This is a genomic window from uncultured Dechloromonas sp. (assembly GCF_945957265.1).
GTDB lineage: Bacteria > Pseudomonadota > Gammaproteobacteria > Burkholderiales > Rhodocyclaceae > Azonexus.
Genome location: NZ_CAMFKO010000059.1, coordinates 1 through 11,734 on the forward strand (window position 1 = coordinate 1; position 11,734 = coordinate 11,734).

The following is an 11,734-nucleotide window of genomic DNA, read 5'->3' on the forward strand; positions in this document are numbered from 1 at the left end:
CGTCAGATGTGTATAAGAGACAGGTGCAGGACTAGGGAAAGATCGCTGGTCGGCTTGGCATTGCCGTTCCAGTAACACAATTGGTAGTCCATCATCGCGCAGGAATAGTCGACGGGCAGATAGGCGGCGCGCGCAGCCGTTCCCTCCCACTCAGCATTGCCTGGCTGACGGAAAGAGCCTTTCAGGTCGACCGCTTCGAGAGCTGCCTGAAAGGCCTCGCGAAGCTGGTCCTGACGATATGCGAACTCAGCCATTGTCCCGAGGTGCCAAGTCATCCCAACGAATGGAGGCGCCGGCCTTGAGCTCCTTGCCGAGCTGGCGCCCGATCAATGCATCCAGGTCGTAGGGAAGAATCGCGCCCACCGGTGCCGGGCGCAGAACATCGATATCGCTGCGTGACAGGACATGCCCCTTGGCCAGGTCGCGGGCGCAATACAGCGAGCGCTGCTGGACGACCACGCTGTCCCGTTCGTTGCCTTCGACACGCTTGTTGCCACATCCCAGGGCGCGCTCGAGTTCGCGCGTGCGATCGACCATGTCGCGCCAGGTCACCGGATTCATTGCGAACTTGTGATCGGGTCCCTCGTGTGCATTGTCATCGGTAAAGTGTTTTTCGATGACCCGTCCACCGAGCGTCACAGCCCCCAATGTCGTGGCGAGACCGAAGGTATGGTCGGACAGGCCCAGGACAAGCTGCGGATACATGGCGCGATAGGTATCGAGCACCCGCAGATTCACATAGGCATAGTTTTCCAGGCTGGCCGTGTAGTTGGTATTGCACTGCATCAGGACCACCTGCGGATTGATGGACAGGATGGCATCGACGGCACGCTGGACGTCTGCGATGGATGCGGCGCCGGTCGCCAGCAGCACCGGCTTGCCCTTGCGCGCGATGAACTCGAGCATCTCGATCCAGGTGATGTCGCCGGAGCCAACCTTGTAGACATCCACGTAGGGATCGAGGTGATTGACGGACTCGAAGTCGTAAGGCGAGGAAAAATAGTCGATGCCGACCTTGTCGCATTCCTGTTTGAGAATCGGCGTCCAATCCATCGAAATGCTGTAGTCGGAATAGATTTCGAATACCGATTTCTTCCAGGTCGCCTGATGCGCCTGCTTGCCGCCGGACTGGAGATGCCGGAATCCCTTGTCGCTGACGATTTTCGCCGCCTGGAAGTTCTGGAATTTGGCAGCATCCGCACCGGCTTCCTTCGCGAGATGGATCAACTGGATTGCGCGATCCAGGCTTCCGTCATGATTGGCAGCGATATCGGCGATGAAGTAAGTCGGATGATCGTCACCGATAACGCGATTGCCGAACTGAATATCTTTGGCCATATGAGTTTTTTCCTTATCTTGGTTCCGTTGCTTTCCAGGCATCGATCGACGCAGCAACATCCGGCAAGCTGCCAATACTCAGCGCAGCCGCCAATTTTGAACTATCCAGCGCCATGTTGCGGGGGCGCAATGCAGCCAATGGCTTGTCCACCACTGAAATACTGAGCACATTGTTGGTCGGCAGGCCGTAGGCTTCCGCTACCTTGAGCGCAAACTGGTATTTCGACAGAGTTTCACCACCCCCGGCGTGATACAAGCCGGTGAGCCCTGCCTTGACGCATTGTGCGACTACCCCAGCGAACAGCGGTGTGGCAATCGGCGAATACATGACATCGTGAAACATGGTCAACGGGGTTCCCTCGCGCAGGGAACGGAGAACCCATTCCCCGAAGCTGACATCTCCGCCCGGCGGGCGCCAGCCAAATATGTTGGTGCGCAAGACGATGGCATCCGGATGCTGCAGCGCCAGCGACTCGGCAGCCAGCTTGGTTCGGGCATAGACATTGAGCGGGGCGACCGGATCGTTTTCGTTGTAGGGAGTTTGCTTCTGCCCATCAAAAACGGAATCGGTGGATATATGGACCAGGCGGCTTCCGCTCAGCTGGCAATATTCGACAATTTCCCCAAGCACATCGCAATTGACCCGTTGGGCCAATGCCGGATTTCGTTCGCAGGCATCGACGTTGGTCATCGCTGCCGCATGGACGATCAGATCAGGACGCACCTCGTTGAGTACGGACGCCAGTTCGCCTGACACGGACAAATCTCCGGTGCGCCAGTCGATAGCTGCGTGGCCAGGACGAGCACGGGAAAAACCAGTGCACGCATGCTCACCTTCGAATGCCGCAATCAGCGCCGTACCGAGCATCCCCGAAGCGCCCGTAATCAGGATCTTCATGCCGGAATCAGGTCTTGTTGCGCTTGAACACCGGCCGGTAGCTCTGGCCGCGCAGCAGATTCTGCAAAGGCACCCCCTGCTTGAGCTGCGCCACCTTGGCGAGGCCTTCTTCAAATACCGACAAGGTGAAATCGATGTCCGCTTCGGAATGGCTTGCACACAGGTAGCTCACGCCGAGGAAGAGCACGCCGCGTGAAATGACCTCCTGCTGGAAGAGCGAGAGGACATCGTTCGCCGAGGCATCCCCGCAGGGTTTGAAGAACAGGCCCGGCATGATCTTGGTGCCTGCCACGTAGGCGATGTCGTTGAGGCCCATGCGGGTAACCAGCGCGACCATGCCGTCGTAGAAGCGGTGGCCGAGCGCCCATGTATGCGTGAAGACATCCCGTTTCTGCAACTGATCGAGCGTGGCCAGCGCGGCAGCGAGCGACAAGGTTTCGCCGCCGAAGGTCAAGGACACGAATGCGCCCTCGTCCGCCAGCTGCATGATGTCGGAGCGACCGACCACAGCCGAAAGCGGCATGCCGTTGGCCAGTCCCTTCCCGAGCGCAGTCAGATCCGGCGTTACGCCGTAATGGCTCTGCGCGCCGCCGAGCGCTATGCGGAAGCCGGTAACCACCTCGTCGAAAATCAGGAGTACCCCATGGCTGTCAGCCAGCGCACGCACTTTCTCGAGATAGCCAGGCGCAGGTTCTTCCGTACGAACCGGCTCCATGATGACCGCCGCCACCTGACCGGAATACTGCTGTAGCAATACATCCAGGGCAGCGGCATCGTTGTAGGGGAAGGTCTTGATCAGCGACTGCACCGCCATCGGTACCCCCAGGTTGTTCTCGCTGGTACCGATATACCAGTCCTGCATGCCATGGTAGCCACACGACAGAATGAGGTCGCGACCGGTATAGGCACGCGCCAGACGCACAGCCGAGGAGGTGGCATCCGAACCATTCTTGACGAAGCGGACCATTTCGGCCGAGGGAACGATGTCTACCAGTCTCTCTGCCAGTTCGACTTCGAGCGGGGACGATTGCGAGAACACCATGCCCTTACGCAACTGACGCTCAACGGCAGCATCGACGACCGGATCGCAATAACCCAGCGTGACCGGCCCGAGGGCCAGCAGGTAATCGATGTAGCTGTTGCCATCGACGTCCCACAGGCGGCAGCCCTCGCCCCGCTCGATGAAGGCTGGCGCGGCGCCCTCGCAGTAATAGCGGTAGCTTTTGCTATAGGTTTGCGATGCCGAAGGGATGACTTTTTTGGCGCGGGCCAGCAGTTCGGTACTACGTGCAAAGTTGTCGTAAACGTTCATGTGATATTCCCCAGCTTGCGATCCTGTTCGAGACTCTTGGCCAGTCCGGCATTGCGGACGATGTCCTGATTGATATCCAGCAACTCCGGGCGCTCTTTCAGCAAGTTCAGGACATCCTGCATGCCGAAACCTTTCCCCGAAGGATAAAGCGAGGCATAGACCTGCCTGATGAATTCGAGATCGGCCGGTTCATCCAGCGTCCACCGATACGCCGAGAAATCTTCTTCCAGCGCGAGATTACCCAACCGGAAGGATTCCGGATGAGTATAAAGGTAGTAGGTTACGTGTTCCCGCTCGCTGAGCAGCGTGGCCTCATGCCATGCCCGCTCGAGCGCACGGAAGGAAAAAACCTCGGCATCCAGTCCATCCGGATAGGTCGGCGGATGGGTGTTTGCCGCATAGTCGTACTGGCCGTCATGAAAAAAACCGACGACCCTGTCGATTACCGCCGGATCATGCAGCGGGCAATCGCCGGTCAGACGAACCAGCACCTCATCACGTGCCACGGTTCGGGCACATTGGTAGTAACGATCCAGCACATTGGCGGAATCCCCCCGAAAACAGGAAATACCCAGTTTTTCGCAAAGCGCTACCAGTGCGTCATCTTCAGCCAGGGTCGTCGTTGCCACTACGATACGATCGATCGACTTTGCAGCGGCAACCCGTTCGAGCATCAACTCGAGCGCCCCCTTGTCGTCAATGATCGGCAGCAGCATCTTGCCTGGCAGTCTCGTCGAGCCCATACGGGCTTGCAGAATCGCAGTTGTCATAGTTTTGGCCACAGACTCGGGTTAATCACTCGTTCATCCGGCATTTTCAAAGCTTCGATGGCTTCCTTCATGCCTGCCGGGAAATCGGGCGACATGAGGAGGGAAAGATTCGCCAGCAGTTGATCGGTACGCTCGCAGCCGATCACCAGCAATGCCCTCGGCACCGCATGACGGACATACTGCATGGCGGCAAGTGTCTTCGCACAGGCATGCGATGCGCACAGACTTTCCCAGCGGCGCACGTCCTCTTCCGCAAAGCCCATGTGCGCCGGAAGTTTGTCAGCGTCCATGAGCAGCAAGCCTTGCAGATAAACACTACGCAATACGATGACCCGGCCGGAATCCAATGCCCGATCGAGCAGACCGGAGTCCAGCAGGCGCCGGTCCAACACATTGAACGGAGCCTGGATAACGCGCAATTCCGGTATCTGCAGTGCAGCGAGGAATTGCTCCGGAGTATAGATGGAGACTCCCAGAGTTTCTGCAAACCCCGCATCCAGGCAACGCTTCATGGCTTGCCCCAAGCCCTCATCCCAAAGATGGAGCGCATCCGCATTGTGCATCATGAGCGAAGCCAGGGGCCGGGCAATGCGCTGGCAACTGCTTCTGGCAGCATTCAGTATGGCAGTTGCATCCCGATGATCGACCCCGGGGCTTATCTTGCTGAAGATGTGGAAATTGTGCTCTGGATAGCGTTCAAGGTGCTCACCGATGATCTCTTCGCTCTCGCCATACGCTTGAGCGGTATCTATTGCCCGAACACCATGTTGCCAGGCCGCGAGCAGTATTTCATGAGCAGATTCGCGACTGGGTTGCCCAGCCTTGTTCGCCACGCCATAGTTCAGGCCGAGTTGAACCGCGCCGAGAACCATGGGGCCGAGCCCCCCGAGTTCGTGACACTGTACAAAAGACATCACGCCTTGCCCCCCTGCAGCGCCTGCTCGTAGGCTGCACTCAAAAGGAGCGAGTTCTGCCCCCAGTCTGCCTTGTCGAATACCAATTGCCGACCTAGCCGACCCATGCTTTGCCAGCGTTCCCTGGAATTCAGGGCAAGAAGGATCGCACCGGCAAACATGGCCGGGTCGCGGCAGTCTGCAAGCCAACCGGTCTCGTCCGGCAAAACCCAGTCCAGATTGCCGAATTCGTGGTGGACGATGACCGGCTTGCCGTTCGCCATCGCCTCCAGCAACGAAATTGAAGACCCGTCGCAAAATGAACTCGACACATAAACGTCAGCCGCGCCGTACATGACCGGGAGCTCATGCTCATCGACCCTCCCCGGCGCATGAATGTACTCCGGCAGCCCAAGCGAGGAAATCATGCTCATGATTTCCGGTCGCAGCGAACCGTCACCCACCAGCAGCAGGCGCGCCATCGGGGCCTTCTGCACGACGAGCGCGAAGGCCTCGATCAGCGATTGAATACCGTAGTTATCTTCCCAGGAACGAGTGGAGACAAAGACATCGTTGTTTTCCCACCCCAGGGATTTCCGCATGGCGCATGAGGCGGACCCAGGAAGATTTTTGAAGCGTGGCAAATCGAGCCCCCAGGGGAACGAGATGACAGAAGCCGACAGTTCCGGCAACCACGAAGCGATTGTTTTCCCTACCGCCTGGCAATCGACGAGAACTACGTTGGCCCGCTTTAGCGCGACCAACGCCTTTGCCTTGAGATCAGAGTTCAGATGGCATTCAAGCAAAATATCGCTTCCCCAGGAGACGACGACCAAGGGCAAATCGTCCGGGAGAATATCGATGAGCGATGCAGCAAACGGCACAGGCCCCGCATGAACCACATCCACCTGCTCGCGCTCCATCAACGCAGGCAGGCTCTCACCGGAAATACATAGCACAGGAACACCCATATCCATGCCCGGATTTGCGTGATTGTTTAGCTGTACCGCAATCGGACGATGCCCCTGAGCAATGATCGCCTGTAAAAAACGACGATCATGGACGCCGTACCGATCCTTGACATACAAAACTTTCATCGACAGCAAGACGTTTGCATCTTCCTTTGCCAGCCTGAACTCACATCACTCATCGCGCCCTGGGTATCCAGTTGATGCCGTGCGTGCTCAGATATTGCCGATTTTCTGCTGATTGGCTGCAATCCAGGCCTGCAACTCGGCAACGCTCATCCACTCCGGGTTGTTGTCGCTGGAGTATTCGAAGCCTTCAGGCACGCGCTTGCCATCCTTGATGCGCTCCGCCGTGGTATCCCAACTGTGAATCGCCGGGAGAATCTTGTAATGCTCCGGGTATTCGTAGGTGTAGTAGGAATCCTCGGGGCCGATCATCTGTTCGTGCAGCTTTTCACCCGGACGGATGCCAACGATCTCGATTTTGGCTTCGGGCGCAACCGCGGTCGCCAGATCGGTCACTTTCATCGACGGAATCTTCTTGACGTAGATTTCGCCACCGACCATGTCCTCGAAAGCGTGCCACACCAGTTCCACCCCTTGCTCGAGCGAAATCATGAAGCGCGTCATACGATCGTCGGTAACCGGCAATACACCCTTGTCACGAATCGACAGGAAGAAAGGAATAACTGAACCGCGGGAGCCCATCACATTGCCGTATCGAACGACAGCGAACCGGGTGTCGTGACCGCCTGCATAGGAATTGCCTGCGACGAACAATTTATCCGAGGCGAGTTTGGTCGCGCCATAGAGATTGACCGGGCTGCTCGCCTTGTCGGTGGACAGCGCAACGACCCGCTTGATGCCCTTGTCGATACAGGCATCGATCAGGTTCATCGCACCGTTGATATTGGTCTTGACGCACTCGAAGGGGTTGTATTCCGCAGTCGGCACGATCTTGGTCGCCGCCGCATGGACCACATAGTCGACGCCATCGAGAGCGCGATACAGACGCTCGCGGTCGCGCACGTCGCCGATGAAGAAACGTACCCGCGGATCACCCTGGAATTTCTTGGCCATTTCCCACTGCTTCATCTCATCGCGCGAATAGATGATCAGCCGCTTGGGGTTGTGTTTTGCCAAGGTCATCGGCACAAAGGTATTGCCAAAAGAACCGGTCCCGCCGGTAATCAAAAGCGACTTGCCTGCAAACATGGTCATATTTCCAAATCAGAAATGCGCAGATACGGGTTGGGCAAATACCAGCCCATTCCAATACAGCCCACTTCTGAAAAAACACTCTCTACGAGAACAACTTAATAAATCGACGACAGCGTCAGTCACGCGAACTTACATGACGACGGGCCAAGCGCCGAAAGGCATCACGGCGTATTGTAAACGCTCCCACATTGGAAAGTTCCCAAAATCCCAAATCTCCGACAAACCATGACCACCCGGAGGCCGATTACCCATACCCCGCCGGATTACTGATTTGCCAACGCCATACATCTGCACACATGGCATCAAGACCACGCTCGGCCCGCCACTCGAACAAGGCTGCAGCAAACGCGGGATCGGCATAGCACGATGCCACATCGCCGCCGCGGCGCGGCGCCAGGTCGTAGCGCACGGGTTTTCCACTCGCCCGTTCAAACGCCTTGACGACATCCAGGACGCTGTAACCCGTGCCCGTACCCAGATTCACTTCGAAGCACTGGGGGTCTTGCAATCGCTCCAGGGCCTTGAGGTGACCCAAGGCCAGATCAACCACATGGATATAGTCACGCACCCCGGTACCATCCGGCGTCGGGTAATCGCTGCCCCACACCTTGAGGCAATCCCGGCGACCAATGGCTACCTGGGCAACGAACGGCATCAGATTATTTGGAATACCCCGGGGGTCTTCGCCGATCAGGCCGCTTTCATGCGCTCCCACCGGATTGAAGTAGCGCAGGATGGCTATTTTCCAGCTTGAATCCGAACGATACAGATCACGCAGCATGTCCTCGATGACAAGCTTGGTACGCCCATAGGGATTGGTTGCCGACAGCGGATGATCTTCGGTCAGCGGCAGGAATTGCGGCTCACCGTAGACCGTTGCCGATGAACTGAAAACCAGGGTCTTGATCCCGCAGTTGCCCATGGCCTGCAGCAAGCGGTGCGTTCCAATGACATTGTTGTCATAGTATTCGAGCGGTTTGTCGACCGACTCGCCCACTGCCTTGAGGCCGGCAAAGTGTATGACCGCATTGCAACCGAAGCCCTGAATCGCCTCCTCCAGCGCGCCCTGATCGCGAATATCGCCTTTAACGACATTGAGCTTGCGACCGCTTATCTGCTCCACGCGCACCAAGGCTTCGGGATGGCTGTTGCTGAAATTGTCGAACACCACCAGGTCATGCCCGGCATTGAGCAGTTCGACACAAGTATGCGACCCGATGTAGCCGGCCCCGCCTGTAACAAGAATCATGGAATCCTCTCAGTCTTCCCTGGCACGCAAAAAGCTGGCAAACCTCGGCAATCCGGTGTTCGTCAATTCACGATAGCGATAGCTGACCCAAGCCCCGATGGGAGGCGGGTTACGGCGCAGTTCATCCGAAAACCCGGTGCCCAGCAGAAAGGTCTTGCCCTCAGGCGTCCGCACCAGCAGCGCGCCCAGACGGCCCACATGCCGCCCTTTTCCAGCACGATGCCCGACTACCTCGGCATCTGCGTCGAGCCAGGGCTTCAGCTTGAGCAGCGTATCGCTGCGCCCGGTTTCGTAGAGTGCGTCGGCGCGGTGCAAGATCAAACCTTCGCCCCCCGCGGCGACTACGGCCGCAAGCTGCTGGCGCAGGCCGGCATCATCGGCCACTCCAAATTGTTCGACCTGCTGCAGCCAGGAAACATTTGCCCGGCTAACCAGCAACCTGATCTGATCGACACGCTCGCGAAATGATCCGGGAGCCCAGGGCAGTTCGAAGATCATGTAACGCACCTGGCGCCATTCGGCATCGACAGGTGTTTCCTTGCGGACCGTGCCGGAAAGCTGCTCGAAGCTGCCACGCCCCATCCACAACTCGCCGTCCAGCGCCTGTTGCGGCAAACCTGCAACAAACCAGGCCGGGGCATGAATGGGCTTGCCGCTGCGAAAACGCAAGCTCTTCCCATCCCAAAGTGCCCGCACCCCATCGAGCTTTTCGCTCACCAGATACTGCGTCACATCGACCTGAGCGCGATAGACGCTCGCCAGCAAGATTTCCGGCGCCGTTCCGGCGGCGACAACCGGGGCGAGCAACGCCAGCCCCAGCATCAGCGCGCGCAGCAACCCCGACATCAGCCTTCGCCCGCCCAGCTTCGCCTTGCCCGACGAGCAATACCGAAAATTTCCTCAAGACGCGACCCGTCGTTTTGCGACAAGGTAGTGCGCAATTCATCCAATTGCGCCCGATAAGAATCCAGCTCACCGAGCAACGCCTCCCGATTGGCCAGACAGATATCCCGCCACATCTCCGGATGGCTGGCAGCGATCCGCGTGAAATCGCGGAACCCGGAGGCAGCGAAGGTGAAGAACAGATCAGCATCGTCGCGCACCGCCAGGTCATGGACCAATGCAAACGACAGCAGATGCGGCAAATGGCTGACGGCCGCGAAGACGCGATCATGCATTTCCGGCGTCAGCTCGTAGATGTCGGCACCGCACAGGGACCAGGCGCGCTTGACGCGGTCGAGACGGTCGTCGTTGTTTTCCGGCAGCGAGGTGACGACGACTTTCTTGCCCTGATAGAGATCCCAGCGCGCTGCCGCGGGACCGCTGTTCTCGGCGCCGGCGATGGGGTGGGCCGGCACGAACTTGCCGATATGCCCCTTGAAGGCAGCCCGCGCCGCTGCAACGACATCGCCCTTGGTCGAGCCGCCGTCGGTGACGATGGTGTTCGGACCGAGATAAGGTGCGATGCGCTCGAAGATCTCCGGCATCTGCGCCACCGGCGTCGCCACCAGGACGATGTCGGCATCGCCGATCTCATGCGCCGGGTTGATTCCCGCCCGATCGATGACGCCGAGTTCCTGCGCCTTGCGCAGGGTCGCCGGCGTTCGCCCGAAACCGACCACCTCCTCGACCGCCCCCGCCTCCTTGAGGCCAAGCGCGAACGAGCCGCCGATCAGGCCCGTCCCGAAGATGACGACCTTGCCGAACTCGGGCAATCCGGCTTCCATTTACAGCGCCTTTTCCAGGGCCTCGATGAAGCGCGCGTTCTCGCGCTCGGTCCCGATCGTCACGCGCAGCCATTCGGGCAGGCCATAACCGGCGATCGGACGGACGATGACGCCCTGCTGGAGCAGCTTCTGGTTAAGCGTTGCCGCATCGCCGGCGCGGAAGGTCACGAAATTGCCGCAGGACGAGATGTATTCCAGACTCAGGCGCTCCAGCGCGGCGACGATCTGCGCCATGCCGGTTCGATTCAACTCGTAGCTGGCCTTGAGGAATTCGTCGTCGTCCAGCGCCGCCAGCGCCCCGGCCAGCGCCAGGTTGTTGACGTTGAACGGCTGGCGCACCCGGTTCATCAGGTCGGCCACCTCCGCCGAGGCCAGCGCATAACCGACACGCAGGCCGGCCAGGCCGTAGATCTTGGAGAAGGTGCGGCAGATGACCAGGTTCGGGAAATCCTTGAGCCAGCCCGCCGTATCGACCCGCTCGGCAACCGGAATGTATTCGTTGTAGGCCTCGTCGAGCACGACCACGACATCCTTCGGCACGCTTTCGAGGAAGGCGCGCACCTCGGCGTAGGGCAGGAAATTGCCGGTCGGATTGTTCGGGTTGGCGATCCACACGATGCGCGTATCCGGCCGGATGGCGGCGCGCATGGCGGCGAGATCGTGGCCGTAGTTCTTCGCCGGCGTGGCGATCAGCTCGGCGCCGGTGGACAGCGTGGCCAGCGGATACACCGCGAAGGCATGTTGCGCGAACACCGCCGAGCGACCCGGCGCGAGGAAGACGCGGGCGATCAGATCGAGCACGTCGTTCGAACCGTTGCCGAGAACGACCTGGTTCTGGGCAACGCCGGCGCGTCCGGCCACCTTGGCGATCAGGTCGAACTGGTCGGGATAGCGCTCGACGCCGCTGATGGCCTTTTCAACCGCAGCGCGCGCCTTGGGGCTCATGCCCAGCGGGTTTTCGTTGGAGGCCAGCTTGACGATGCTGTCGACCGGAATGCCCATCTCGCGGGCCAGTTCGGTGATCGGCTTGCCCGGCTGATAGGGCGAGATGGCACGGACGTAGGACAGGGCTTGGTCGGCAAGGCTCATGACGCGACTCTCAATAGACGGCGACCGGGTAGGAGCCGAGTGTTTTCAGATAGGCTGCGGAAGCGGCCAGTTTTTCCAGGGCGGCCTTGATCGCCGGGTCGTCGCGATGCCCCTCGATATCGACGTAGAAAACGTATTCCCACAGGGCATTGCGTGCCGGACGCGACTCCAGCCGGCACATCGAGACGCCGGCCGACGACAGCGGCAGCAGCAATTCGTGCAGCGCCCCGGTCCGGTTCGGCGCCGACATGATCAGCGACGTCTTGTCG

The 11,734-nt window shown here is 59.2% G+C and carries 13 protein-coding genes; all 13 read right to left on the reverse strand.

Annotated features, from left to right (window positions below; genetic code table 11):
• Positions 1 to 2: 2 nt before the first annotated feature.
• Positions 3 to 254, reverse strand: coding sequence for a hypothetical protein (locus Q0P59_RS19260; protein WP_295009433.1), 252 nt, complete (start codon positions 252 to 254; stop codon positions 3 to 5).
• The gene (locus Q0P59_RS19265) at positions 247 to 1,380 is read right to left on the reverse strand and encodes an N-acetylneuraminate synthase family protein (protein ID WP_295009435.1); all 1,134 of its coding nucleotides are present in this window, start codon (positions 1,378 to 1,380) and stop codon (positions 247 to 249) included. The genes Q0P59_RS19260 and Q0P59_RS19265 overlap by 8 nt, the downstream gene beginning before the upstream one ends.
• A complete protein-coding gene (locus Q0P59_RS19270; protein ID WP_295009437.1) occupies positions 1,352 to 2,236 on the reverse strand; it encodes an SDR family oxidoreductase in 885 nt (294 codons plus the stop codon). Before Q0P59_RS19270 ends, Q0P59_RS19265 begins: the two co-directional genes overlap by 29 nt.
• A 7-nt stretch (positions 2,237 to 2,243) precedes the next feature.
• Entirely contained in the window at positions 2,244 to 3,548 is a 1,305-nt protein-coding gene (locus Q0P59_RS19275) for an aminotransferase class III-fold pyridoxal phosphate-dependent enzyme (protein ID WP_295009439.1), read from the reverse strand.
• On the reverse strand, positions 3,545 to 4,318 hold the full coding sequence (locus Q0P59_RS19280; RefSeq protein ID WP_295009441.1) for a glycosyltransferase family protein: 774 nt from the start codon (positions 4,316 to 4,318) through the stop codon (positions 3,545 to 3,547). Before Q0P59_RS19280 ends, Q0P59_RS19275 begins: the two co-directional genes overlap by 4 nt.
• Positions 4,315 to 5,190, reverse strand: a complete 876-nt coding sequence (locus Q0P59_RS19285; protein WP_295009443.1) for an aldo/keto reductase — start codon at positions 5,188 to 5,190, stop codon at positions 4,315 to 4,317. Before Q0P59_RS19285 ends, Q0P59_RS19280 begins: the two co-directional genes overlap by 4 nt.
• Before the next feature lie 41 nt (positions 5,191 to 5,231).
• Complete coding sequence (locus Q0P59_RS19290; RefSeq protein ID WP_295009457.1) at positions 5,232 to 6,308, reverse strand: glycosyltransferase family 4 protein; 1,077 nt, start codon at positions 6,306 to 6,308, stop codon at positions 5,232 to 5,234.
• 87 nt (positions 6,309 to 6,395) lie between these two features.
• Entirely contained in the window at positions 6,396 to 7,394 is a 999-nt protein-coding gene (gene pseB / locus Q0P59_RS19295) for a UDP-N-acetylglucosamine 4,6-dehydratase (inverting) (protein ID WP_295009445.1), read from the reverse strand.
• 250 nt (positions 7,395 to 7,644) lie between these two features.
• Positions 7,645 to 8,649: a UDP-glucose 4-epimerase GalE gene (gene galE, locus Q0P59_RS19300; RefSeq protein ID WP_295009447.1), complete on the reverse strand. Its 1,005-nt coding sequence runs from the start codon at positions 8,647 to 8,649 to the stop codon at positions 7,645 to 7,647.
• 9 nt (positions 8,650 to 8,658) lie between these two features.
• On the reverse strand, positions 8,659 to 9,495 hold the full coding sequence (locus Q0P59_RS19305; RefSeq protein ID WP_295009449.1) for a DNA ligase: 837 nt from the start codon (positions 9,493 to 9,495) through the stop codon (positions 8,659 to 8,661).
• Positions 9,495 to 10,376 (reverse strand): prephenate dehydrogenase/arogenate dehydrogenase family protein, encoded by an 882-nt coding sequence (locus Q0P59_RS19310; protein WP_295009451.1) that lies wholly within the window; start codon positions 10,374 to 10,376, stop codon positions 9,495 to 9,497. Before Q0P59_RS19310 ends, Q0P59_RS19305 begins: the two co-directional genes overlap by 1 nt.
• Positions 10,377 to 11,465, reverse strand: coding sequence for a histidinol-phosphate transaminase (gene hisC, locus Q0P59_RS19315; protein WP_295009453.1), 1,089 nt, complete (start codon positions 11,463 to 11,465; stop codon positions 10,377 to 10,379). It abuts the gene before it with no gap.
• 10 nt (positions 11,466 to 11,475) lie between these two features.
• The coding region (locus Q0P59_RS19320; protein ID WP_295009455.1) for an ACT domain-containing protein at positions 11,476 to 11,734 on the reverse strand (259 nt) is incomplete at its 5' end.

Excerpts from the sequence above, each read along its gene's own strand:
- Q0P59_RS19260 (WP_295009433.1), bottom strand. The coding sequence starts at position 254 with ATGGCTGAGTTCGCATATCGTCAGGACCAGCTTCGCGAGGCCTTTCAG.
- Q0P59_RS19265 (WP_295009435.1), bottom strand. The coding sequence starts at position 1,380 with ATGCCTGGAAAGCAACGGAACCAAGATAAGGAAAAAACTCATATGGCC.
- Q0P59_RS19270 (WP_295009437.1), bottom strand. The coding sequence starts at position 2,236 with ATGAAGATCCTGATTACGGGCGCTTCGGGGATGCTCGGTACGGCGCTG.
- Q0P59_RS19275 (WP_295009439.1), bottom strand. The coding sequence starts at position 3,548 with ATGAACGTTTACGACAACTTTGCACGTAGTACCGAACTGCTGGCCCGC.
- Q0P59_RS19280 (WP_295009441.1), bottom strand. The coding sequence starts at position 4,318 with ATGACAACTGCGATTCTGCAAGCCCGTATGGGCTCGACGAGACTGCCA.
- Q0P59_RS19285 (WP_295009443.1), bottom strand. The coding sequence starts at position 5,190 with ATGGTTCTCGGCGCGGTTCAACTCGGCCTGAACTATGGCGTGGCGAAC.
- Q0P59_RS19290 (WP_295009457.1), bottom strand. The coding sequence starts at position 6,308 with ATGAAAGTTTTGTATGTCAAGGATCGGTACGGCGTCCATGATCGTCGT.
- pseB (WP_295009445.1), bottom strand. The coding sequence starts at position 7,394 with ATGTTTGCAGGCAAGTCGCTTTTGATTACCGGCGGGACCGGTTCTTTT.
- galE (WP_295009447.1), bottom strand. The coding sequence starts at position 8,649 with ATGATTCTTGTTACAGGCGGGGCCGGCTACATCGGGTCGCATACTTGT.
- Q0P59_RS19305 (WP_295009449.1), bottom strand. The coding sequence starts at position 9,495 with ATGTCGGGGTTGCTGCGCGCGCTGATGCTGGGGCTGGCGTTGCTCGCC.
- Q0P59_RS19310 (WP_295009451.1), bottom strand. The coding sequence starts at position 10,376 with ATGGAAGCCGGATTGCCCGAGTTCGGCAAGGTCGTCATCTTCGGGACG.
- hisC (WP_295009453.1), bottom strand. The coding sequence starts at position 11,465 with ATGAGCCTTGCCGACCAAGCCCTGTCCTACGTCCGTGCCATCTCGCCC.